This window comes from Phocaeicola oris (assembly GCF_021295095.1).
Lineage (GTDB): Bacteria > Bacteroidota > Bacteroidia > Bacteroidales > Bacteroidaceae > Phocaeicola > Phocaeicola oris.
On the sequence record NZ_JAJLQX010000007.1, the window covers coordinates 1 to 25782 of the forward strand.

20 protein-coding genes and 1 pseudogene are annotated in these 25782 nt (G+C 37.9%); 8 read left to right on the forward strand and 13 right to left on the reverse strand.

Annotated elements, in window-relative coordinates:
- Nucleotides 1–242 precede the first annotated feature (242 nt).
- The 6 genes from LO761_RS04915 to LO761_RS04940 form a co-directional block, all read right to left on the reverse strand.
- Nucleotides 243–2087, reverse strand: coding sequence for a 4-hydroxy-3-methylbut-2-en-1-yl diphosphate synthase (locus LO761_RS04915; protein ID WP_272817298.1), 1845 nt, complete (start codon nucleotides 2085–2087; stop codon nucleotides 243–245).
- A 6-nt stretch (nucleotides 2088–2093) separates the two neighbouring features.
- Entirely contained in the window at nucleotides 2094–2603 is a 510-nt protein-coding gene (gene purE / locus LO761_RS04920; RefSeq protein ID WP_272817220.1) for a 5-(carboxyamino)imidazole ribonucleotide mutase, read from the reverse strand.
- Nucleotides 2604–2682: 79 nt separating this feature from the next.
- Complete coding sequence (gene gcvH / locus LO761_RS04925) at nucleotides 2683–3066, reverse strand: glycine cleavage system protein GcvH (RefSeq protein WP_272817221.1); 384 nt, start codon at nucleotides 3064–3066, stop codon at nucleotides 2683–2685.
- Nucleotides 3067–3110: 44 nt separating this feature from the next.
- Nucleotides 3111–3764, reverse strand: coding sequence for a hypothetical protein (locus LO761_RS04930; RefSeq protein ID WP_272817222.1), 654 nt, complete (start codon nucleotides 3762–3764; stop codon nucleotides 3111–3113).
- A gap of 7 nt (nucleotides 3765–3771) precedes the next feature.
- Nucleotides 3772–5301: an RNA polymerase factor sigma-54 gene (rpoN, locus tag LO761_RS04935; protein WP_272817223.1), complete on the reverse strand. Its 1530-nt coding sequence runs from the start codon at nucleotides 5299–5301 to the stop codon at nucleotides 3772–3774.
- A 72-nt stretch (nucleotides 5302–5373) separates the two neighbouring features.
- The gene (locus LO761_RS04940) at nucleotides 5374–7044 is read right to left on the reverse strand and encodes a nucleoside kinase (RefSeq protein WP_272817224.1); all 1671 of its coding nucleotides are present in this window, start codon (nucleotides 7042–7044) and stop codon (nucleotides 5374–5376) included.
- An 87-nt stretch (nucleotides 7045–7131) separates the two neighbouring features.
- Here LO761_RS04940 and LO761_RS04945 point away from each other — a divergent pair, with 87 nt between their 5' ends.
- Nucleotides 7132–8838: a Na/Pi cotransporter family protein gene (locus tag LO761_RS04945; protein WP_272817225.1), complete on the forward strand. Its 1707-nt coding sequence runs from the start codon at nucleotides 7132–7134 to the stop codon at nucleotides 8836–8838.
- Nucleotides 8839–9229: 391 nt separating this feature from the next.
- Here LO761_RS04945 and LO761_RS04950 read toward each other — a convergent pair whose 3' ends face one another.
- Both LO761_RS04950 and LO761_RS04955 read right to left on the reverse strand, forming a co-directional pair.
- The gene (locus tag LO761_RS04950; protein WP_272817226.1) at nucleotides 9230–9391 is read right to left on the reverse strand and encodes a hypothetical protein; all 162 of its coding nucleotides are present in this window, start codon (nucleotides 9389–9391) and stop codon (nucleotides 9230–9232) included.
- Nucleotides 9363–9653 (reverse strand): Ig-like domain-containing protein, encoded by a 291-nt coding sequence (locus LO761_RS04955; protein WP_272817227.1) that lies wholly within the window; start codon nucleotides 9651–9653, stop codon nucleotides 9363–9365. The genes LO761_RS04950 and LO761_RS04955 overlap by 29 nt, the downstream gene beginning before the upstream one ends.
- A gap of 445 nt (nucleotides 9654–10098) precedes the next feature.
- Between LO761_RS04955 and LO761_RS04960 the strand changes: the two genes are divergently transcribed.
- Nucleotides 10099–11184, forward strand: coding sequence for a metallophosphoesterase (locus LO761_RS04960; RefSeq protein ID WP_272817228.1), 1086 nt, complete (start codon nucleotides 10099–10101; stop codon nucleotides 11182–11184).
- Between the two features lie 63 nt (nucleotides 11185–11247).
- Here LO761_RS04960 and LO761_RS04965 read toward each other — a convergent pair whose 3' ends face one another.
- Together LO761_RS04965 and LO761_RS04970 are read right to left on the reverse strand one after the other, a co-directional pair.
- The gene (locus LO761_RS04965) at nucleotides 11248–11781 is read right to left on the reverse strand and encodes a methylated-DNA--[protein]-cysteine S-methyltransferase (protein ID WP_272817299.1); all 534 of its coding nucleotides are present in this window, start codon (nucleotides 11779–11781) and stop codon (nucleotides 11248–11250) included.
- Between the two features lie 54 nt (nucleotides 11782–11835).
- Complete coding sequence (locus LO761_RS04970) at nucleotides 11836–12384, reverse strand: RNA polymerase sigma-70 factor (RefSeq protein ID WP_272817300.1); 549 nt, start codon at nucleotides 12382–12384, stop codon at nucleotides 11836–11838.
- Between the two features lie 133 nt (nucleotides 12385–12517).
- Here LO761_RS04970 and LO761_RS04975 point away from each other — a divergent pair, with 133 nt between their 5' ends.
- The 5 genes from LO761_RS04975 (at nucleotide 12518) to LO761_RS04995 (ending at nucleotide 22393) form a co-directional block, all read left to right on the forward strand.
- Entirely contained in the window at nucleotides 12518–13543 is a 1026-nt protein-coding gene (locus tag LO761_RS04975) for a FecR family protein (RefSeq protein ID WP_272817229.1), read from the forward strand.
- 232 nt (nucleotides 13544–13775) lie between these two features.
- On the forward strand, nucleotides 13776–17105 hold the full coding sequence (locus LO761_RS04980; protein WP_272817230.1) for a TonB-dependent receptor: 3330 nt from the start codon (nucleotides 13776–13778) through the stop codon (nucleotides 17103–17105).
- A 10-nt stretch (nucleotides 17106–17115) separates the two neighbouring features.
- Nucleotides 17116–18957 (forward strand): RagB/SusD family nutrient uptake outer membrane protein, encoded by a 1842-nt coding sequence (locus LO761_RS04985; protein WP_272817231.1) that lies wholly within the window; start codon nucleotides 17116–17118, stop codon nucleotides 18955–18957.
- 62 nt (nucleotides 18958–19019) lie between these two features.
- On the forward strand, nucleotides 19020–20603 hold the full coding sequence (locus LO761_RS04990; protein WP_272817232.1) for an FAD-dependent oxidoreductase: 1584 nt from the start codon (nucleotides 19020–19022) through the stop codon (nucleotides 20601–20603).
- Between the two features lie 560 nt (nucleotides 20604–21163).
- Nucleotides 21164–22393, forward strand: a complete 1230-nt coding sequence (locus LO761_RS04995) for a serpin family protein (protein WP_272817233.1) — start codon at nucleotides 21164–21166, stop codon at nucleotides 22391–22393.
- Nucleotides 22394–22479: 86 nt separating this feature from the next.
- Here LO761_RS04995 and LO761_RS05000 read toward each other — a convergent pair whose 3' ends face one another.
- The 3 genes from LO761_RS05000 to LO761_RS05010 all read right to left on the reverse strand — a co-directional run bounded on the left by LO761_RS05000 (nucleotide 22480) and on the right by LO761_RS05010 (nucleotide 25253).
- Nucleotides 22480–23394: a glutaminase gene (locus LO761_RS05000; RefSeq protein WP_272817234.1), complete on the reverse strand. Its 915-nt coding sequence runs from the start codon at nucleotides 23392–23394 to the stop codon at nucleotides 22480–22482.
- A gap of 188 nt (nucleotides 23395–23582) precedes the next feature.
- Entirely contained in the window at nucleotides 23583–24443 is an 861-nt protein-coding gene (locus LO761_RS05005) for a TIM barrel protein (RefSeq protein WP_272817235.1), read from the reverse strand.
- A gap of 225 nt (nucleotides 24444–24668) precedes the next feature.
- Nucleotides 24669–25253, reverse strand: a complete 585-nt coding sequence (locus LO761_RS05010) for a DUF6261 family protein (RefSeq protein WP_272817236.1) — start codon at nucleotides 25251–25253, stop codon at nucleotides 24669–24671.
- A gap of 12 nt (nucleotides 25254–25265) precedes the next feature.
- Here LO761_RS05010 and LO761_RS05015 point away from each other — a divergent pair.
- Nucleotides 25266–25706, forward strand: a pseudogene (locus LO761_RS05015) (mobilization protein); the annotation flags it as partial.
- Between the last annotated feature and the right edge of the window lie 76 nt (nucleotides 25707–25782).

Consider the following 25782-nt stretch of genomic DNA (forward strand, 5'->3'; position numbering starts at 1 on the left):
CCAGACTCCTCATACTCGCGAAGAAGATTTAATTTTTCTTCCTCACTGTAATGTTTGTACTTTTTACGCATAAGTTATACACATTTTTATGGTTATTAAATGTGTCTACTTATATCAGTATAAGTCAGAAAACTTCTGATAAACTTAATAACTCATACATATCAGTTGGAAAAATCATCAAAAGACTATAGAATTTCTGTTGAAGGTTAAAGAATAATTTATTTTACTTTAAACACCAAAACTTATTCTTTCCAATCGCCGGAATCTTTAATGAGCTGAATGAGTCGTTCCACTGCCTTTTCTTGTGGAATATTCTTCTCAACACACACTTTCTTCTTATACAAGCTGACCTTTCCACGCGCAGCTCCAACATATCCGTAATCAGCATCGGCCATCTCACCGGGACCATTGACAATACATCCCATGATTCCAATCTTTAAACCTTTCAATGTAGAAGTTGCCATCTGAATCCGTTGAATGGTCTCTTCCAAATCATATAAAGTCCGACCACAGCCGGGACAAGAGATATATTCCGTCTTACTCATGCGCAAACGTCCCCCCTGAAGAATACTGAAAGCCGTCTCATCCACTACACCCGATGCAATATTTCCTTGATTGAACAAAAAAACACCATCGCATACCCCATCAACCATGAGTGCTCCCATATCGGCAGCCGACTTAATCTGCAAGTCTTCCAGCTGTTCCTCTTTATAATGCTGAAAGAATACAACCGGGTTCTTCAAACCTTCGTTCATCAGCTCATGAACTAATGCCCTGAACTCGCCCAGACGGTTCTGATGATTGCTCTGAGCAATAACTACCACTTCCGGATGATGACGCAATGCTGCCAAAGCCTCATCGCTAAAGCCCAAGAAAGGCAAAAAAAGGAACTTCATATCGGCAGAACAGTAATGCAACTCAAAAAGATGCTCATTATTGAATGCCGGAAAGCAGTTCTTCTCATCGGGTACCCAATGATTAGCATCCACAATGGCAGGAACAGACTCATCTCTATCAGTCGGCAGTTCCGATCCGTAATAGATATAATCGGGTTTAAACCGTTGATCCATTTCCTTTTTATCTCCGGTCATACGCGCAGAGATAACCACCGGTACATTATTTCCACCTATATTATGGACAGCCACAGTCTCACGTCGCGAAGGATCTAAATAATTAAAAACCGCTGCTTCCTTGCCCGGAATATACGGATGTCCCTCACGCTCCAACATATAATCACGCAACTTCATCGCTACAGGAATCTCTGCTTCGGGAGCTTCGCTCAATGAAACACGAATAGTATCTCCCAAACCATCAGCCAGCAAAGCACCGATACCAATAGCCGATTTTATTCGTCCGTCCTCACCGCCTCCTGCTTCCGTTACACCAAGATGCAGTGGAAAGTTCATACCTTCCTTCTCCATTCTATCGACCAACAGCCGGACAGTCTTTACCATAATAATAGTATTTGAAGCCTTAATGGAAATAACCACATCAGTAAAATGCTGTTCTACAAAGACGCGGAGGAACTCCATACACGACTCTACCATTCCTGCTTGTGTATTGCCATAACGCGACATAATCCGGTCGGAAAGCGAACCATGGTTCACTCCGATACGAACTGCCGTATGATTTTCCTTACATATATTAATAAAAGGAATTAATCGAGCACGAATCTTTTCTATTTCCTTCGCATATTCTTCATCTGTATATTCCAGCTGTTTGAAGGTACGTCCCGGATCCACATAATTTCCGGGATTGATACGAACAGCCTCAGCGTATATCGCGGCCACATCTGCTACATTTGCATTAAAGTGAACATCAGCTACCAATGGCGTATCATATCCGGCTTGACGGATTCCTGCGTTGATATTTGCCAGATTTTTTGCCTCGGGCACTCCTTGCGTTGTCAGACGAACATATTCCCCCCCCTCCTTAATAATTCTAATAGACTGGGCCACACTTCTTTCAGTATCCATAGTCGACGTATTTGTCATACTCTGAATACGAATAGGATTCTCACCACCCAGCGGAGTAGCTCCTACATTTACAACAGATGATTCGCGACGGGAATAATTGAAAAGATCGATCATAAATTAATTCGTTTTATAGTCATATTTTACTTCCTTGAGATCAACGTTTGCTTTCTCTATTTTCTGTTTCAAACTTTCCTTATAGGAAGCAAACTTTTCCATTAATTCAGCATCGCTCAAAGCAAGCATTTGCACAGCCAAGATAGCGGCATTCATAGCTCCATTGATAGCAACGGTCGCAACAGGAATACCGGGAGGCATCTGAATAATAGAATAAAGGGCATCAACCCCATCGAGAACAGAACCTTTGATAGGTACTCCAATGACAGGAAGTGTGGTATTGGCAGCAATCACTCCCGGAAGAGCAGCAGCCATACCGGCTCCGGCAATGATAACCTTCAGACCACGATCAGCAGCATTCTTTGCAAAATTCTCAACAGCCTCGGGAGTACGATGCGCGGAAAGTGCGTTAATCTCAAAAGGAATTCGCATCTCATCCAGTAATTTAGCAGCTTTCTCCATGACCGGAAGGTCGGAAGTGCTACCCATAATAATACTTACTAACGGTTTCATAAAACTTATTTATTACAATAATCGTGTGGAGAGAAGCTTTCGCCCACCCATCCACACGATTCTACATTGATTTTAAAATTTATTTCTCGCTCACTAATGCCTTATAAGCTTCAGCATCCAGCAGTTCGTTTATTTCGGCAGCATTATCCGGTTTAATCTTGATAAGCCATCCATCACCATAAGGATCTTTGTTTACTAACTCTGGCTCATCGGCTAAATTCTCATTCTCTTCCAACACTTCACCTGCAACCGGAAGGAATAAGTCAGAAACAGTCTTTACAACTTCGATAGTCCCAAAAGTTTCGCCTTTGCCAATTTTCTCTCCAACAGTAGGAATGTCAACAAAAACGATGTCACCCAACTGATCTTGCGCATAATCTGTAATGCCTACATAAGCAATGTCACCTTCAACACGAATCCATTCATGCTCGCTGGTGTAACGTACATTGTTAGGGAAATTCATAATGTCTTTAATTAATAAGGTTAGTATTTAATTTTAAATTTCATTCAAATAAACAAAATTCCAATGATTCCACAAAACAATCCAACAAGAAATCCTAATAATATCTCCAATAACGTATGATGAACGATAATTATTCTGGCTGTTCCAAGCATTCCTGACAATAAGATAAACAAGGAGAGCCAACCGATAGGATTAAAATTAAAAAGCATACAGTAAGAAACCAAGCCTCCTACCATCAGTCCGCTACTAGCCACATGAATACTAATTTTATAGCGAAAGTTAATAAGTGTACAACATATCATGCAGAGCAAAGAAGCGATAATGATGCCTGTCATATAACGGGGCAGATGCATACGATACATGGTAATCAAACAAGTAAGATAGCTGATAATAGTAAGTACATAAGGAACGTAACGGCGCTCACGCACACTAAGCTCCTTTATTCCCCACCCATTTACCCGTTGAAACAAGTAAATGGCAGCCATAGGAATAAGGTAAGTAAAACTTCCAACGAGTATGATCACCTGCAACCGATAATTTAATGGAATAATACGCAGATAAGTGCAGAAAAGTAACAAAAAGAAAGCCAATACCGGAATCAGGAAAGGCGTAAAAATGACAGAAATAGCATGAGCACTAAAGTTCAGTGCATCGATCGGTTTCTTTTTTTCTATTTCATTCAATTCTTCTTGTATCATTTTATTCTTATTCTCTCCTTAAACGAGCAGTTGGTATATTCAACTGCAACCGATATTTCGCCACGGTACGGCGGGCTATCGGATAACCTTTCTTTTTCAGCAACGAAGCTAACTCATCATCCGTCAACGGTGAATTCTTATCTTCCTCATCCACACATTCTCTTAAAATTCGTTTTATCTCATGCGAAGAGAGTATCTCATCATCGTCATCATTCTTCTTAAATCCGGCAATAAAAAAGAACTTCAGCGGGTAGATACCAAAATTAGTCTGCGCATATTTACTGTTACTGACTCTTGATACTGTAGATATATCCAAATGTGCTCTTTCCGCTACATCCTTAAGAATCATTGGTTTCAGCAGAGATTCATCGCCCGTTTGAAAGAATGCTTTCTGTATATCAACTATCGCATTCATAGTAACTATCAATGTATGTTGGCGCTGCTTCACCGCATTAATAAATCCTTGTGCGGCATCTACTTTCTGTTTCAGAAACAAAAATGCATCTTTCTGTGATTTACTTTGATTATCTTTATTTCGAATTTGCTCATCGAGCATCTGAGAAAACTCACGACTTAAACGAAGTTCCGGCACATTCCAATTATTCAGGCTGACTGTTACATTACCATCATCATCGGCATCAATAATAAAATCCGGAATAATTTGTTGAAAATTCTTTCCGATAGCTTCCCCCAAAGAACTCCCTGGGCGTGGATTTAATTTTGTCAGTTCAGTTAAAGCCTCCTGATACGTCTCCTCTGTAATATTCAATCGTTGAATAATCCGATCCTTATTCTTCTTCATGAAGTCATCAAGACATCTTGTAATGATATCCTGCTCTATTTTTTTCAATGGAGAATCCGGTTTACGCCTTATCTGAAGCAATAAACACTCTTGAAGGTCACGAGCTCCTATTCCCGCCGGATCGAACGACTGAATAACCTTTAATATCTTCCGCAACTCATCCTCATTCGCATTAACGCCCTGATAAATAGCCAATTCATCAGCTACAGACGAGAGAGACTTACGCAAAAGGCCGTCATCATCCAGCGATCCAATCAGATACTCACCAATACCTCGCTCCTTTTCTGTCAAATTCTGCATCATCAACTGATCTTTCAATTCATCATAAAAGGAAGTTATATCAGAGAAAGGAATCTCCTCAGCAACCTCTCCTCTATTTCGATTTTGTTCCTGAAGTTTATAATCAGGAATGTCATCCTCCGTACGGTAATCGCTCAAAGAATCGTTATCGGAATAATCGGACGGAGAATCATCATCATTTCCAAGAAAACCTTCCTCATCACCCTGACGGTCCTCTTTTTCACCGTACTCCTCCATTTCATAATCATCACTTCCACCTTCAACAGCTTTATCCACCGTCTCCAATGCAGGATTATCAAGAATCTCCGTTTGGATTCGTTCCTCGAATTCCTGCTTAGGCAACTCCAACAACTTTACCACCATAATCTGTTGTGGCGATAAAGTCTGAACCTGCTGTATTGACTGAGTCTGTATTTGAGTTGACTTCTGTGGCATCTTTCTTAATTTAACCAATGACAAAATTAGCTATAATTCAGATAACAACCGACCTTTTCCAAAAATATTTCTTTAGTATTTAAAACTACTGCCACCCAAAAATTCACGTAACAGAGAAGTTGGCGGAATTTCGCGACTTGGAATTGACTTAATATAACTTAAGAACTTGCTCAAGCGATAAGCTTCAGAATATTCCGGACAATCCTCGGGAACCTTTCTTAATATAGGTTCGGCTACATCCTTAATAACAGCCAACTCAAAAAGCAAAGCCGAATTGAACATCGCATCAGCATTCTCCTGATAAGGGAAAATCCACTTATCCTCACCTCTCCGCACGCTTGGCCAACGACAGATAGTCTCCTCAGCCGAATAATTACGATATTTATAATCACGCACAATACGACGAAGTAAACGGTTGTCGGTAGTAGGAATATTATTATGATCATCCAACTGAATAGTTGTCAAAGCCGACACATATATCCTATATTTTTCCTCATCCGGGATATGTGAAGCCAATTCCGGATTTAAGGCATGAATCCCCTCTAATATAAGAATCATATTCTCATCAAGTTTCAACTTCTTATCCGATTCTCGTTTTCCCGTAGTAAAGTTAAACTTTGGCAACATCACTTCCTTACCTGTCAACAAGTCTTGTAATTGTTGATTAAAGTAATCCAAATCAAGTGCATAAAGAGACTCAAAATCATAATCACCGTTCTCATCTTTCGGAGTATGCTCACGGTCAAGGAAATAGTTGTCTAACGAAACAGGATAAGGTCTTAAACCATTAGCCATCAATTGGACACTGAGTCGTTTACTAAATGTGGTTTTACCGGAAGATGAAGGACCGGAGATGAGTACTATGCGAACATGGTGTTCCCCCTGATTACGACGATAAATTTCATCGGCAATATTTGAAATCTTCTTTTCCTGCAAAGCTTCCGACACTTTAATCATATCTGAAGTAAAACCTTTAGACGCAACCAAGTTAAAATCCCCCACATTCGATACGCCAATAATTCTATTCCAACGACGGGTTTCTTTAAACACCTCAAGCATCTTGTCCTGTTTTACTATATCCTCAAGTTCATTGGGATTCGACTGCTTCGGAACACGAAGTAAAACACCGTCATAATACTTAACGAGATCCCATTTCTTTATGAATCCTGTACTCGGAAGCAGACAACCATAATAGTAATCCACACACTCTCCCAATGTATAATAATGAGAATATAACTTACCTGTAGAGTTAACTAAACGAACCTTATCCTCACGGCCTTTCATTTTGAAAAGTTCCGCAACATCCGACGTATGTGCCTCAAAGCGATGGAATGGAATATCCTGATCAATAATCTCCTGCATACGTTGTTTCAAGCGCATCACATCATCCAGTCCAATTTCACGACCGATAGTCAAACAGATATAATAACCCTTTGAAACCGGATGTTCCATAATAAAGTCTCCATTAGGATAAAGATCTTCTACCGCTTTACACATCACAAAGCAAAGCGAACGAACATAAGTTCGCATGGCTGAAGCGGATGTAACATCAAGAAACTCCACATCCTTATTATTATATACCCGAAAATTCAAACCTTCAACAACATTATTCACTTTCGCGCTGACTACCCCATAGGGCATAGCCAAATTAAATCCATTATAAATTTCCAAAAGAGAGCTCCCAATTGGGAATTCTTTAGAAATATTATTATTTTTGCAACAGATTTGTAACATGTGTTCCATTCTCACTACAATTTATTTTTCAATTGTTTAAAGATAGGGAGAACTTTTTATAAATCTTCGAATACGTATCATAAAATTGATTAAAATATGTCGATTTGGATCTTTTTCAAGCTCATTGGATCATTAGCCCTACTGATGTATGGAATGAAATCTATGAGCGAAAGTTTACAGAAGATGGCAGGTAGCCAGTTACGACACGTTCTACAAAAAATGACTACCAACCGATTCACCGGAATGCTGACCGGTACTTTTGTAACAGCAGCAGTTCAATCATCAACAGCAACAACCGTCATGACCGTCTCTTTCGTCAATGCCGGTCTCCTCACTTTAGCACAAGCCATTTCAGTAATTATGGGAGCCAACATCGGTACTACACTTACCGCGTGGATCATGAGCGCAGGCTTCTCGTTTAATATAACCGATTTCGTTTATCCAACATTTGTAATCGCCATCATTCTTTGTTATACTAAAAACAAAAAGAGTCTTGGCGATTTTTTATTTGGTGTGGCATTTATGTTCTTAGGACTTGGCACACTAAGACAAACCGGAATAGACATGCACTTATCGGAAAATCAATCCGTTCTTGACTTCTTTTCATCTTTCAATCCAAAAAGTTTTATCACTACCATTACCTTTTTATTAATAGGTAGTATAATGACTATGTGTGTGCAATCGTCAGCTGCTATTATGGCTATCACCATGATTCTTTGCTCCAGCGGAGTTCTTCCAATCTATCAGGGCATTGCATTGGTCATGGGTGAGAACATAGGAACGACTGTTACATCAAATATCATCGCGTTAACAGCTAATACACAAGCCCGTCGAGCAGCTTTGGCGCACATGTTCTTTAATGTATTTGGCGTGATATGGGTATTGTGTATCTTCCATCTGTTTGTGGATATGGTTTGCGGAGTCGTAGGTTATGATGAAACGCTTACTAAATCCGATCCGAAATTTCTTGCTAATGCCGCAAAACTTTCATTTGTTTTAGCTGCATTCCATACATCATTCAATATATCCAATACTGCCATTCTCATTTGGTTCATCCCTCAAATTGAGAAACTTGTCTGTAAAGTTATCAAACCAAAGAAGAATGACGAGGAAGATGATTTCCGTTTACGCTTTATCAGCAGTGGGTTCCTTGAAACTCCTGAACTCTCTGTCCTTGAGGCACAAAAAGAAATACAGAACTTCGCCAAGCGTATTCACCGCATGTTCGGCTTTGTCCAGACACTGCTCAATTTGAAAGATGACGCGGAATTTGCCAAACTGTTTTCCCGAATTGAGAAATATGAAAACATATCGGATAGTATGGAGATTGAAATCGCCAAGTATCTGGATAATGTCAGCAATGCTCATCTAAGCCCAGAAACAAAAGGAAAAATTCGTGCTATGCTTCGAGAGATTTCCGAAATAGAAAGTATCGGTGACAGCTGCTACAATCTGGCCCGCACCATTAATCATAAGCATAACGGGGATAAAGATTTCACAGAAACACAGTATAACCATATTCAACACATGCTTTTCTTAATCAATCAGTCTTTGAATCAAATGGATAAACTGATTGACAATAAAGAAAGTTTGGACGTTAATCAGGTTTATAATTTGGAAAACGAAATTAATAACTTCCGTTCTCACCTAAAAAATCAGAACATTACCGATGTCAACAACAAAGCATACGATTATCAAATAGGTGTCTATTATATGGATATAATTAACGAATGCGAGAAATTAGGTGACTACGTTGTAAATGTTGTTGAGGCCAGAACAAATACAAAGGAGAAAAAAGAATAAAATAACGGGGACGACGAATTCAAAATAATGTGATTGGGCATCACTATTTCTTTAAATTAATACACGACTTTAAAAAATAATCTTATACAACTACAGTTTCCAATGTATGAATGTGGAAAGAAAGACATATAAGTTGCCATATTCATCAGGAGAGTTTTTCGTTTCACATTAGTGAAACAAGTGAATTATCCGTATAAGTTAGTTAATTTATATGGTTCACTTTTCAAAGTTTCTTGATGACTGATTTAATTAGCCTAACGACAAGAATATAATACACTGTTTCTCATTTCATGACAGCCTTCAGCCTTGAAGTTGCACGCTGAATCATATCCATGGTTCCACTGCCATCGCTAACATACTTCACAACCATCTCGGCATAACCAATAGCATCCTACAGCTTCGCGTCTTCTTTCCCATCTTTCTTTGCTTTATCAATCAGAGGAACCAATTCGCTTAAATCCTCCAATTCCGGAAGGTTACCCGGACGCATGGCATTAATAGCAGCATTCAACGAAGCATTCGGATCACCTATTCGGAGTTGTATTATCACCAAGAACATAGCCCTGTATTAAATACACTGTTCCAACGGGATTAATATTAGCATTTGCTTCTGCCTCCTCTGCAGCCGGAGATGAATTCATCCATTTTGCCTGCCTGTATTCTGACGTACCATCCGAATAAGTAATCCAAACTTGAAAAGGCAAACGAGGAGCCGTTCCAACAGGAACTTCAACATTAACAGCCTCAACACTGACAATTGTTTTGAAACCAACTGAACGCTGATAAACAAGACACTTCAGTTGTAATTGCAGCACGTAAAGGTTCTACAAACAACCAGCATACTTGAACGACAACAAGATAGTATAAAGTTTTCCTCATAGTCAAAATTTCTCTATTTAGTTTACAAAACTGCATAAAATCAGCTATACTCCCTAATATATGACACGAATCTTCCGATAAATCTTTAACGTTATTTTTATATATACTAATAGAGTTGGTCAACAACTATTGAACAGATGACCATCATTCTTCAAAGTGATGCCCATCATCAAACAGTTTTATGGCCATCACCAAAGAAGTTCATGACCGTTAACACGAAGAGTGATTGGCATCACTTTATCTACTTTATTGATTCTTTCCCCAAAAACTAATAATCGATGTCATGTATGCTATAAAGACCATTGAATTTTGTTTTTAAAATCATCGGACTCATCATAATTAAATTATTTATTTTATTTTTGTCAGGAAATAAGTCATAAAATGAAATATATATTTCTACTATTTATGTTATTGCCCATTGCCGGACAAGTTTATATTTCTTGGCAAATATGGAATATTTTACCCTTGTCAACACCATTTAAGATATCGGTCGTTGTTTTAATGGTTCTGCCTTTCTTTACATTCTTTTTCAGTATGTCCGGACAATTAGACAAATTACCCATGTCTTTAGCCACTATCCTTTATGAGATGGGTACTGCATGGCTCATTATTTTACTCTATTTGGTGATACTTTTCCTTTTACTCAATGTAGGAACTGTATTACACCTTATTCCGAGTAGCTTTACACACAACAGCATAATAGGAAGCCTTTCTATTTTCTTTTCTATGGTTGTGCTCTTCACATACGCAAATATTCATTATAACAATAAGAAAAAGGTTGAGATAACACTCACTTCGGAAAAGAAAGTTTCAAAACCGATGAAAGTAGTGCTTATCAGCGATATGCATTTAGGATACCATAATAAACGTTCCGACTTGCACCGCTGGATTAATCTGATAAACAAAGAAAATCCTGACGCTATCCTCATAGCCGGTGATATCGTCGACCGGTCTGTCCGTCCTATTTTAGAGGAACATACTGCAGAAGAGTTCAAGAATCTTAATGCTCCAGTCTATGCCATTTACGGAAATCACGACTACTACACCAGAATCACCTCCGATAAAAAGTTCTGCGAGGATGCCGGCATTCATATTCTTCAAGATTCCATTGTCTATATAGGTGATTTAGCTATCGTTGGACGAGATGACAGGACAAATCCTCAACGTAAATCGCTTTCCGAAGTAATGCAAAACATCGACCGTTCGAAATATATCATAGAACTGGATCATCAGCCTTACCATTTGGAAGAGGCAGAACAGAATAAAGTAGATTTCGAGTTCGCCGGACACACACATTATGGACAGGTTTGGCCGCTTTCATGGATTACCGATGCTATTTACGAAGATGCATTCGGGCCACACCAACGAGGTAATACGTATTATTACGTCAGCTCAGGGCTGGGCATTTGGGGCGCAAAATTTCGCATCGGAACACAATCGGAATATATTGTGGCAACTATTAAATAAGATTTATTCCAAAAAATTATGGATTCAGAGGTACATATTACATTAATTTCTTCCTTCTAATATTTATGCTCTATCATTATGCACCTTATTTTCTAAATCAAGTAGATATTTCTTAGCTTCCAAACCTCCGGCATAACCTGTCAGACAATGATTTTTTCCTATAACTCGATGGCAGGGAATAAAAATAGAAATGCCATTAGCACCATTAGCAGCACCTACGGCACGAACAGCCTTTGAATTCCCTATTTGTACGGCCAACTCCCCATACGATTTGGTAGTACCATACGGAATAGAAAGCAAAGCTCTCCATACTGACTTTTGAAAATCTGTTCCGATCATCCAAAGAGGGGTATTAAACATCGTCCGCTTTCCGGCAAAATATTCATCCAACTCACAACCAGCAGCTTTCGTCACGTCCGAAGGAATCTCAATCAGTTCTGCACGCAGAGCCGTCTCAAGCCGTTTTATTATTACCGCTTTATCATGTTTCTCGTTGAGCCAATCGCACAAACACAGTTTATCCTCGAAAGAAGCGAGCAGCAAATCACCACATGGCGAATGATATTGCTGAATAAATATATTACTTTTGGCGCCAATCATTGATATTTTTCTTTATAAAATTTACTACAGGCCTTTTTCTCTATCTACAGGTTACAACAAGTCTTTAAACAAGATAAAGATCAAAGGCAAATAATCCTTTAATTCTACCCTTAATAACTTTAGTGCTTGTTGAATTCGATAATCTATCGTTTTAGATGAAACTTTTAATCGCATAGCAATCTCCTTATAAGTCATATTCTTAAATCTGTGCATTACAAACGCTTCACGGTAAGAATCAGGCAATTTTTGAATAGCCTCCTCTATTCTTTTTATCAACTCTTCTATCTGATAACGATTAATATCTTCTAAAACAAGTTCATTCCGACGCATATAAAATTCTGCAGCAGCCTTTTTCTCTACTTCTTTTCGAGTGATAAGTGTCAGTGTCCTATTATATACCGACCGAAATAAATAGTTGCTCAACGATGATTCAATAGTTATAAATTCACGATTCTCCCACATCCACGTCATCAAATCCTGAACAATACTTTCCGCATCTTCAAATTCAACAAACCTTGACGCATAGGCACATAAAACAGGGTAATACTTTTTGAATATTACATTAAACGCGGTTTCATTACCTTTCTGTAAGTCGCAAATAAGATTATTGTCTTCAACTACCCCATGTTGTTTACCCTATTTGGAAACAAAGATAATAATTTATTCACAGAAAATAATTTTTCGTTTAGGAACTTTATGCTTTCATTTGTCATTAATATAAAAGGGTATTTGCATGGAACAAGATTCGACATATCAACAAATCGAAGAACTTCTGCCACGGTATTGTGAAGGGTTAACCAATGTAGAAGAAACAAAACGTGTAGAAGAATGGCTAAACGAGAGTAATGTTCACCAGAAGATAGTAAATCAAATTCTCTCCATCAATTTAGCATCCGATACTTTGTTGGCATTGAAACAGGTAGATACCGAAGAAGCTTTTGCAAAAGTCAAACATCATATTCAAAAAAACAAAAGAATCGGATGGTGGAAATGGACGCAACGTATAGCAGCACTGCTATCTATCCCTTTATTAATAGGTATTATTTACCAATCTTTTGATAAGATAATACCGGAATCAGGACAGATGATAGAAATAAAAACTAATCCGGGAATGATTACATCTGTAACCCTGCCAGACAGTACTTTGGTGTGTTTAAATTCCGAATCAACCTTACGATACCCTACAAAATTTACAGGTGCTGCAAGGAAAGTAGAACTAATTGGCGAAGCTTTCTTCAAAGTTGCCAAAAATAAGGATAAACAATTCATCATTTCAACTCCCAACCGGTCACAAATAAAAGTATATGGTACTTCCTTTAATGTTGAAGCCTATGAAAAAGATCACTATATAACCACCACACTTGTAGAAGGAAGCTTAGGATTTATTTATCATGACAAATCCAACATACCTAAACAGATTAAGATTCGACCAAAGCAAAAGTTAATATTGAATACTGAAAAAGCTGAGCTAAAGTTATATTCAACTAATTGCATTACAGAAACAGCTTGGAAAGATGGGATGCTCATTTTCCATAATACTCCTATATTAGAAGCCTTCTATTTAATTAGCAAACGTTTTAATGTCGAGTTTGTTTTTAAAAATGAAAAACACTTCCAGAATTATTCATTTACCGGCTCGTTTACGAACCAACGTTTTGAAAGAATTATGGAATACTTCAAAATTTCTTCCGGTATCAAATGGAAATATATAGAAAGTCCTAATATAAAAGATGAAAAACAGAAAATAGAAGTTTATTAAACTATTAACTCTTAAAATTTAAATACTTATGAAAAACAATTTTATACCTCCTTAGAAAAACATGCGGCAGATATTGCCGTATCTGTCGCATGGAAAATTAATTGTTTGCTTAAACAAACAACTTTTTTATTAACCATTAAGTCGTTACAAAATTATGCATAAACTATTAAAAGCCCAAAATTATTGGACATTAAAGACTATACCCTTTATTTTGAAACAAATACCTTTGTTTATGAGACTGTTTTTATTATTTCTCTTTTGTTCGGTCGGAATATGTTATGCAGCGGATACATACGCGCAAAACACGGAATTTACTATTAATGCCAAGAATCAAACAGTTGAAAATGTTTTAACTCAAATTGAAACGAAATCTGATTTTGGATTCTTCTTTAATAATAAACACATTGATCTAAATCGTTTGGTATCATTTTCAGTTAAGAATAAAACTGTTTATGAAATACTTAATAAACTTTTCGAAGGGACGGATATAACTTATATCATCTTAGATAAAAAAATTATCCTGACCAAAAAGGGGGTGATTGATGGGAGTCCGAACTCAACACTTTCCAATCAAGGCATTAATCAAAACAAAGCTGTCAAAGGTAAAGTCGTTGATAGCAAAGGAGAACCGATTATTGGAGCCAATGTACTTGAAAAAGGAACCATGAACGGGACGATCACTGATATAGATGGGAATTATATCATATCTGTTAATAGTAATGCCATTTTAGTTATTTCCTATATTGGTTATAAATCAGAAGAGATAGCTGTCAATGGGAAAAACTCTTTAATAATCACTCTTGCAGAAGATACCGAAGCTTTAGATGAAGTGGTAGTAATTGGTTATGGAACTGCTCGCAAAACGGATTTAACAGGTGCTACATCTTCTGTTAGTGGCGAAAAAATCACAGCAAAGAATACACCGCAATTATCATCTCAGCTGCAAGGTCAAATTGCAGGTGTTCAAATTACACGTTCAAGTAGTGATCCAAGCGCAGGTGCTACCATTCGTGTCCGCGGTGTAACTACCATGTCAACAAATGACCCTCTTGTTATTGTAGATGGTGTTCCTGGCAATATTAATGATGTCGCATCTGAAGACGTAAAAGATATTCAGGTTTTGAAAGATGCAGCATCAGCTGCAATCTATGGTTCTCGCGCAGCTGCCGGTGTTATTCTAATTACTACAAAACGCGCTACTAACAAGGATTTTAAAATGTCGTATAATGTTGAATATGGTATTGATGCCGCAACAGAAAAACCAAAGTATGCCAATATTGTAGAATGGATGAAAGGATATAATGAATATCGTTATAATGACGGAGCATCTTCATTATATTCTGCATATTCTGAAGATCTCATTAATAATTATGCTTCTTATAGGGAAAAAGATACTGATAGTTATCCTGACACCAATTGGATGAATTTAGGATTACATAAAACAACAAATCATCAACGCCATACATTCTCTTTATCTGGTGGAACTGATAATATAAAAACTAATTTTAGTTTAAACTATTATAATGCAAATGCTCTTTATGACTATAAAAATTATGAAAGATTCAATGCTCGTTCTAATAATGACTGGAAAATAAGTAATTGGATACATGCAAATGTAGATTTAAATTTAGCATATACACATCAAAGAACACCACATAACATAGAGGGATCTGTTATGAGGGATTTTATGGCTCGTTCTCCTTTATTTAATGCATATTGGTCAAATGGAACTTATGCAGATGCAAAAGATGGCGATAATCCTATAGCCGCTCATGAGTTTGGAGGTTCGATACTCGGTCGTTCTTATAAATTCAGCGGGAAAATTCAGTTAGATTTAACTCCTATCAAAAATTTAACACTTTCCGCCGTAGCAGCACCAACTTATTATTTCTATAAAGAAAAGAATCACCGTAAAAAATATACTGTCTATAATATAAGTGGTGATAAAGTTGTCGGAAGTGGATTTGGTTCAACAACAGTTACTGAGGCTCGAAATGACACACATAGCCTTACCATGCAGTTCTATGCAAACTACAAATTTCAATTATATCTTCATTCCATGAATGTCATGGCCGGTTACGAAGACTACTCTTATAATTGGGAAAATGAAGGAGCTTACAGAACTAATTATAATTTGGTTAATTTCCCTTATTTAAATTTAGGCCCTGAAGATTATCAATATAACTATGGTTCTGCGGGGCATAACGCATATCGGTCTATATTCGGTCGTATTATGTATTCGTGGGCAGATCGCTATATGTTACAAGCTAATATTCGTTCTGATGGATCTTCACGTTTTGCAAAAGGTCACCGCTGGGGCACTTTCCCTTCTGTCAGTCTTGGCTGGGTAATCTCTGAAGAACCATGGTTCAAAAAAGACGGTATCATCAATTACTTAAAAATTCGTGCATCAATTGGTCAATTAGGTAATGAGCGTATTGGATCGGAATTCCCGTATCAAGCAGCATTAACATTTGGAACTGGTTTTCTTCCGAATGCTTCAACTGGTTCTGCTGATGTTGTTCAAACAGCATACCAAACAACATACGCATTTAACGATATAACATGGGAAACAACTACTACATACGGAGTTGGAATTGACCTGACTATGATGCGTAATCGTTTACGCTTTTCCGGAGATTACTATTACAAAAAAACTACTGATATGTTACTAACAATTGGATTCCCTTCATATTTCGGTTATAACTCTCCAGAAAACAATGCTGCAGATATGCATACCAAAGGGTGGGATCTTGAATTTTCTTGGAACGATATGATAGACAAAGTTAAATATGGCGCAAGCTTTAATATTTCAGATTATCGTTCAAAGATGGGGTATATGGCTGACAGACAAGTAATAAACGGAAATATGATTACAGAAGAAGGTTCCTATTATAACGAGTTCTACGGCTATAAGAGTAAAGGCATTATCTTAAATAATGACGCTATGTATGATACAAATGGAAATAAAATTCCAGTACTAACAAATAATGATAAAGCCGGTTGTATCCAATACACTGATATTGATGGCGATGGAATAATTACCGCGTCTAACGACCGTGTTCGTTTAGGAAACTCTTTGCCTGAATATCAGTTTGGAGGTTCTTTATGGGCAGAGTGGAACAACTTCGATTTCAATCTATCATTTCAAGGTATAGGACATCAAAATGTATATTGGAATTGGGCAATAACTCCATTTAACTATCAAGCATATTCTTGCCCCTCAATCTTGATCGATAGCCATTGGAGTCCTTCAAATTCTGATACAGAAAATGCAAAAGTAAAATATCCTATGTTGACATCAAACTTATCTAATACATTTGCTAACAGCGACTTCTATATCTTTAATGGTGGATATCTAAGAGTAAAAAATATAACTTTCGGCTATACTATTCCTTCTTCATTTACAAAGAAATTCTCTGTTAACAAACTTAGATTATACTTCAGTGCAAATGATTTACCCGCATTCTCTAACTATCCAAAAGGATATGATCCGGAATGGAATCAATACAGCGATCTGATAATGTCATCTTATACTTTTGGTCTTAACGTAACATTTTAAATAAGGAAATATGAAAAATATAAATAAATACTTAATAATAGGTTCTATTTTGTTGGGCTTATCATCTTGTGCAGACTTAGATCTAAATCCATTATCTGAAGGGTCCAGTGAAAACTGGTATCATGATGAAACGGAAATAGAAATGTCACTTAACGACTTGTGGCGACCGGAATTCTTTCCTATTGACGATATCTCTTGGGATGATGATTTAATGAATAGAAATGGATCCAATGAAATAACTCTTGGGACCATAACATCTCAAAGTTATATAGCATCAACAAGATGGGCTTCTTTATATAAATCTATATCAAGATCCTTAAAAGTTATTGATGCATTAAATAATGGAACCGCTTCCGGAGTACCAGAAACAAAAATTACACAATATAAAGGAGAAGCATATTTCATGATTGGTTTTGCCTATGCGGAATTAGCTACTTATTTTGGAGACTGTGTATTAAATAAAACAGGCATGTCTTTAGAAGAGGCCTATACAGCAACCCGTTCTCCAAAGAGTGAAGTTTTATCGTATGCTTACGAATGTCTTGATAAAGCAGCAGATATGCTTCCCAGCTCTTATAGTGGAGAACAACGTCCAACAAAAGGAGCTGCATTAGGTTTTAAAGCTCGTTTCGCATTATTTCATGGTAATTACCAATTAGCGGCAGATGCTGCATTGGAATGTATAAATTTGGGAGTTTATAAATTACATGACAATTACTTAGACTTGTTTATCGCAAACAGCTCTCCTGAATTAATGTTCTATTTTAAAGGAGATTTGACGCTAAAAAAAGGATATGATTTTTTAGCCAATGTCCGAAATTATATTATTCGTAAATATGGTGGTTTCGCAAACCAAAGCCCTTCGTTGGAATTATTATGCTCTTACACCTGCATCGATGGTTTGCCAATTGATAAATCTCCTCTTTATAATCCAAAAGATCCTTTTGAAAATAGAGATCCAAGATTAGCATATACCATTCAACCTTTCAAGACAAAATATGCAAGTGACTATGCTGAATATGAACAATCGAAAATAGATGGTACATTTCCTAAAAAATATCCGGAATACATTACTTTAGGATATGAGTATAATCCGAGTCCATACGCAAACAAAGTATACGAAACAACAACGGGCAATATGGTTCTTAATAATGATTCAAAAGCATCTAACCAGCATTCTGCCTACAATGGATTAATGTTAAGAAAATACGTAAAAGATAATTGGAAAGATTATAATTCCAACGGAGGTGCATCAGATAATTGTTATCCATATTTGCGCTACGCGGAAGTGTTAATGACCTATTGTGAGGCCATGAATGAATTAGGAACATGCACACAAGATGTATTGGATAAAAGCATTAATCTTGTCAGAGCAAGGGCATACAATGGAACAGATATTGATTATCCGAAAGTCATAGAAGCTTCACAATCGGAACTTAGAAAAATTATTCGTATGGAACGTCGTTCGGAGTTTGCTTTCGAAAGTATTCGTTATCGAGATTTGCTACGTTGGCATATTGCCGAAAAATCGCACAATAAATCTATGTACTATTTACCACGTGCATGGTCTGGTAGCGCAGACTGGAATGGAAAGACTGGTAGCGAATCAAATCGTGAACTTTCTCCTGAATTTATAACATTATTGAATAATTGGGATAATGGAAACTATCCTATTGGTGGTATCCCTTCCATTGATGAAGATGGTCTGCCAGATATTTCTTATATGGAAACAGCCGGTTATATCACTACATTCTATAAGATGAGCTTTGACCCTGCCAAGAATTATTTGTGGCCTATCCCTGCAAATGATATATTAGTCAATCCTAACTTAACTCAAAATCCGGGCTATTAATTACACATATAAAACCATCAAGAGGTATTCTTATCACGAAACCTCTTCTAAATATTGTTCTTATGAAGAAATTATTATTAACACTATTTCTATTAGCTTTTATCAATCCATTGGCAGCTTATGAAGGTAAAGACAAAAATGAGAACGAAGATATTCAAAAAACAAAAGTTGATATTTGCATCTATGGAGGAACTTCTGGAGGTGTTATTGCCGCCTATACAGCAAAGAAACAAGGGAAAAGTGTATTACTTGTAGAGCCGACAACTCGTCTCGGAGGTCTTTCTTCCGGGGGACTCGGTCAAACCGATATTGGTAAAGTAGAAATTATACAAGGCTTTTCTATGAATTTTTATCGTCGTATAGGAGAAAAATACGGAAAATCGGAGGCTATATTTACATTTGAGCCTCACATCGCATTAGAGGTTTTTAATGATTATATTAAAGAAGCTGATGTTGATGTACTCTACAATAATAGAATCATTGGGACCAATAAAAAAGGTACAATTGTAAAAAGTATTATTTTAGAAGACGTATCAACCGGTAAAACAAATTCAGTAGAAGCAAAAGTCTTTATCGACTGCTCTTATGAAGGGGATTTAATGGCTAAAGCCGGCGTTTCTTATACCATTGGCCGTGAATCTAATTCCCAATATGGCGAAACTTTAAATGGCGTTCAAATGTTAAAAGGTCATCAATTTCCTGACGGAATAGACCCTTATAAGATTCCGGGTAATCCTTCCAGCGGATTACTTTATGGCATTCAGAATGAGAAAATTGGAGTTCAAGGAACAGGAGATAACCATGTTCAAGCCTATAATTTCCGAATTACTTTGACCAAAGATCCTACAAATATGATCGAAATTACTAAACCTGATAATTACGATCCTTCGAAATATGAACTCATGATTCGCTTGATTGAAAAAGCAAATTACACTCAATTAAACGACTTGTTTATTTGGTCTCACATGCCCAATAATAAAACAGATATAAACAATCGGAATGGCTTTTCCACGGATATGATTGGCGCAAATTGGGAATATCCTGATGGGAGTTATGAAAAACGTAAACAGATTTTCAAAGAGCACTTGGATTATACAAAAGGAATGTTATATTTTGTTGGTCATGATATTCGTGTTCCGGAATCTATTCGAAACGAAATTGCTTTGTGGGGATACCCAAAAGATGAATACGAAGAATCCAATCACTTTACCCCTCAACTTTATATTCGAGAAGCCAGAAGAATGATAGGTAGAATGGTTATGACGCAAGACTATTGTCAACATAAGTTAACAGCTAATGATCCTATCGGATGGGCTGCTTATACCATGGACAGCCATAACTGTACACGCCTTGTCATTAATGGCATGGTAAAAAATGAAGGAAATGTTGAAGTATCGCCGAATGGAGCTTATAATATCTCATACCGTGCAATTACTCCAAAAGAAAATGAATGTTCAAACTTATTGGTTCCTGTGTGTTTATCTGCTTCTCATATAGCGTATGGCTCCATCAGAATGGAGCCGGTTTTCATGGTCTTAGGAGAAACGTCTGCATTAGCTGCTTGTCAAGCAATAGATGATCACAAAAATTGTGTTCAAGATGTCAATTCTCAAGAAGTTATGAATATGTTCGAAAGTTTGAAATAAGAATTAAACTATAGCTTCCCTTAATATTACTCATAGGCAATAAATATTTAAGTTAAAAAGACGGTGGCACGAGAGTGTCGCCGCCTTTTTTATAAAAATTCGAAACTTTATTTATTCTGTTTTCCCCCCAACAGCAATAAATTAAAATATAAAATAGGTTTGCAACTTTTTGAATATAATTTATTATTAATCATTAATTTATCAGTTGCAAACCATAGTGAGATAGTGGCAAATGCCTTTCTATTTTTTATTTTCTTATTCTGCTGGTCAACTACATCCAAACAGAAGGAAATCACTTTGCAAAGTCATACTGATGAGCTGCAAAAGTCATACTGATGAGTTGTAAAAATCATACGTATAAACCGCTCAACTCATACGGATGAATTGACAAAAACTTCTGATGATTTAGGAAACTCATACGTATCACTTTTTAAGACGAACAGACATCTTTATAAAGTCGTCTGTAGGAATCCTTTTGAAATAATTAACAACCACAGATGCAGTATTTTAAAAATCCTGTATTTATTACATAAAAAGTTTCAATTTAAATTCAGATAATTATGAAAAAATTCATTGGCTTAGTAATTTGTACTACATTGTTCATTTGCTCGGGATGCAGTAAGAATGAAAGTATCCCACTTCCGGGGAAACGTCAGGAGATTACGCTCACTACGCGTTCAAAAACCATTAATGAAAATATTCAAAACTTCTCTTTCAAATTCTTTCAGCAGATAAATGCAACAGAGATTGACAAGCCGAACCTAATGGTTTCACCATTCTCTCTGTCTATGGCTTTAGCTATGACAGCTAACGGAGCTCAAAACGCTACGCTTGATGAAATGAAAAAGGTTCTTGGCTTTGAAGATTCATCTTCCGAAGAATTCAACGAATATTATCAAACCATGATGAAAGAGCTGCCGAATATAGACAGCTCTATAAAAATGTCCATTGCCAACTCTATATGGGTGGCTAATAATTTGATTCTTAAAACAGATTTTGTGAAAACCAACAAAACCGTATTCGACGCAGAAGTGAAGAACGCAGACTTTAATAGTTCCAATACACTAAAAGCTATTAACGACTGGATAGCCGACAAAACAAACGATTGTATTAAAGATTTCTTACAAGAATTAGACCCGGGAACGCGAATGATGCTGATTAATGCATTGTACTTTAAAGGCTCATGGACAAGCAAATTCAATAAAGCGGACACAAAGAAAAAGAAATTTACCAACTTAGACGGAAGCGTCGAAAAAGTTGATATGATGCATCAAGAGAATCCTTTTGCCTATGCCACAAATAACACTTTCGAGATGCTTTGCTTACCTTACGGCAATCAGGCATATCGCATGATGGTTCTTCTGCCAAATAAAAATACGACTATGAATGATGCCATAAAGAAACTTGACTATCAGATGTATCAAAGTCTGTACGAAAAGCTTGACAATATAAATATTGATGTTGAGTTGCCGAAGTTCAAACAAGAATATCGCAAGACATTGGTTGATGACATGAAGACGATGGGTATTCACCATGCTTTCTCAGCCAATGCCGATTTCTTTGGTATTTCGAAAGAACCTCTCAATATTTCAGACATCATTCAAGGTACCTATATTAATGTAGATGAGGAAGGAACAGAAGCTGCAGCCGTAACTGTAATTAATCTTTATACGTCGGCAGGTCCGGAAGCTCACTCCATACAATTCCATGTGAACCGTCCGTTCCTCTATCTCATTCAAGAACAAAGTACAGGCGCGATTCTCTTTATGGGAAAAGTAACGGAACTGTAAAAACAAATATATAAGAACTAAAAGACATGAGAATATAGCATGTTCTTATGTCTTTTTATCTAATCCTAACAGACCATGTATTTCTACTAAAATATAGATTCCTGAGTCTCTGTTGTGAGAAGTTCCAACGCTTTCATTCCCATGACAGAATTACCTTTCGGATTCAATCGCGGACTCCATACCGCAACCGAATAACGCATAGGATATATAGCAGCAATGCCACCGCCCACCCCACTTTTCCCCGGCAGTCCAACCAAGTAGGAGAACTCACCGGCCTCATCATAGAATCCGCAAGTCTGCATAATGGCATTCATCCGCTTCACTTGCGACGAAGTAAGCATGATATGATTATATTGAAAAGATTTTTTATGATTTGCAAAAGAAAGAAATGCTTTTGAAAGTTCCTGGCAACTCATCTCGACCGAGCACATCAGAAAGTAGAATTGGAGCACCCGCTCTATATCATTCTCTATGTTATGATAATACTTTAACATATTGGCAATGGCTGCGTTAAGGTATCCCCGGCTGCGCTCCGACCGTGCCACTTCTTCGTTGTACGACACACTGTTTGTCCCACAAAGCGAATGGACAAAAGAAAGGAACTCTTCCTCCGGATTTGCCAGTTTACTCAACAAAATATCCGTCATGACGATTGCTCCGGCATTGATAAACGGATTTCGAGGAATACCTTTCTCCTCTTCCAACTGGATGAGTGAATTGAACGCCGTTCCCGAAGGCTCTTTTCCCATCCGCTTCCAAAGTTCGTCTCCCTCCAAGCTAAGACACATAGCTAAAGCAAATACCTTTGAGATACTTTGAATAGAAAAACGCGTCGTCGCCTTACCTACCGCAAAAGTCTCACCACCGATAGTATGCAGGCAAATGCCAAATTGATCGGGATTCACTTTAGCCAGCGCCGGAATATAATCGGCTTGCTTACCTTCTTTGGAAAACGGTTGGATTTCCTGACATACATGTTCTAATATTTCCTGATAATTCATAGCTCTATGGGTGATTTCAAATTAAAAACAAACTATATCCGATTATCTTTAAATGACAGCCAGATGCAAAGATAAACGTTTTTTATAAACTTTTTCCAAGAAATAAAGGCAAACTATCAAATCAGTCGGATAAAAAGAAAAAGAGATACATCAATTGATGTACCTCCTCCCCTTTCATTTATAAATGATTAAGCATTATCGCACAATGCTTTCAAATATCCGTATGATTCTGCGATGCCGAGGAACGGATCTTTCATATCTTTCTCATACTCTAAACTAAGTTTTCCTGTATAATTTACCTTACGCAACATACGAATTAAAGCAGGAAAATCTATCTTTCCCCGACCAATCTCCATACAGTGTCCTTGCTTAGTGGGTTCACTCTCATCTTTAATATGCATATCAAATATGCGTGAATGATATTTCTCCAAGTCGGCAATCGGATCACATCCTGCACGGAAGTCGTGCCCAATATCCAAACACATTCCTATCCTCGGGTCCAAATCCTTTACCTTATCCCATATAACTGTCGCGGTTTGGAATCGATCAATATCCGGTCCGTGCAAATGAATAGCATAATACAAGTCGGGATATTCCTTCATCTTATCACTCACATACGGAAGAATCTCATAAGACGGAACGCCAACCATCACATTTACTCCCACGCGCTTAGCGTATGCAAAAGCATTGTCTACCTCTTCCTTATTATTCATATAAATAGGCCCTACTCCATAACCGGTTACACCAAATGAAGCCAACTTGTTATGAAATGCCGCGATTTGATCGTCCGTAGCATTCAGCGGCAGATGGAAATCTTTAATGCAAAGATTATGAATATCACATTTCTGCAGTGTTTTCAATGTCGTATCGATATCGAAATTAACAAATGTATATCCTGCACAACTCAATTCGAAAGGATTAGTCTTCTTCTCCTTTTTTGTTTCAGAAACAGCCGGATTTCCGGCCTCAACTATATTCAAATTGCCTGTAGCCAGCAAAGCAGTACTTGCCAACCCTGTCTTTAAAAAAGATCGTCTTGATACTTTCATGGTATTTTAATTTATTTTCAACGCAGAAACAAAATTAAGAAATCAAAAAAGAAAAACAAAGTTATCAAACAATTTTATTTGATACTTTACCGATTCATTCACATCAAATCTACTCAACTGGACGTTGAATCCGGTATATAGTCCGATAAAAGGGGATTGCCTTTTTGCTCTTTCTCTCCCCCATGAGAGGGAAAGGAAGAGGTTTTCACGCTGCCTTTGCCGACCTTACTCCATTTTCTTCTCGCCCGATGCCGCGACCTTGGCTGCCTTCATCTGCGCCCGGCTTTGGTTATATGCCGTAGTGGTATCGTCGATAAGTTTGTTGAGCTTGGTGATAAAGGTGGAAAGCTCTGCGGCAGGTACTGCTATACTGAATGCAAAAGCCACGGTGGTCATCTCGTCATACAGGGTGTTCATCTTCTTTCGAACGGGCTTTGCCGCTCCGAGGTTGGTAGCCACCTGCGACGTGGCACGACTTTCGAGCAGCGAAGCATAACGGTCGATGGTCGTGGAGAGCTGGTCAACGGCGGGCTGGAGGGCGAGTGTCTGCACATGCGCCTTAAGGTCGGGCTTGGCAAGGTCGGTGAGTAGTCCGCGTGCCTGCTGCACCTCCTGCCGCTGCGCCATCTGCTGGATGCCGGCATAGATTTTTGTGGCATTATAGAGCGTGGTGGCCGCCTCGCGTTGCGTCTTGACGGGCGACTGTCTGGCGTTGCGGATGGCCGAGAGGATATAGGTTATCAGGTCGTCCGCCTCCTTATCCACCACGGCTATCTCCGCCGTCTCGTCCGAGACACGGCTCTGAGCCACGATGTCGGTGAGCAACTTCAAGCGCAGGAAGCAGACATACAGCAGCGCATCAGCCAAGCGGTTCTCACAGCCACCAAGAAGAAAGACAATACTATCCGTTTGTTACAGGGGGCATTGGAAGCCAGCCGGAAAATTCTGAATGTCATTGCCGATATTCTCTACCAAGCAAGCGAGGTGTTCAGACGAGCCATCAATGCGATTATCCATTTTGGAACGGAACAGCACAAGTCAATCTTTGCCCCATCGGAAGCCGCTGACATTAAAAGTGTGATGCAGGAATATGGCGAAACAGCCGAAATGCAAAAGGCGGTTGGTGACTGGCTGTGTGGCTATGCGGAACATAAGCAGTCCTTTGACGAAATCAAACATCGCCACACACTCAAAGAGGTGGGCGATGTTGCAGACGGGGCGTATGATTGGAAAATAAACAAAACACAGCAATTAGTCAGATAATCGGAGGCGAAAACACCTCTCTTAATGTAGAGAAATCAGTGTTGATAACGGAATATCAATGATAATTCATCTATCT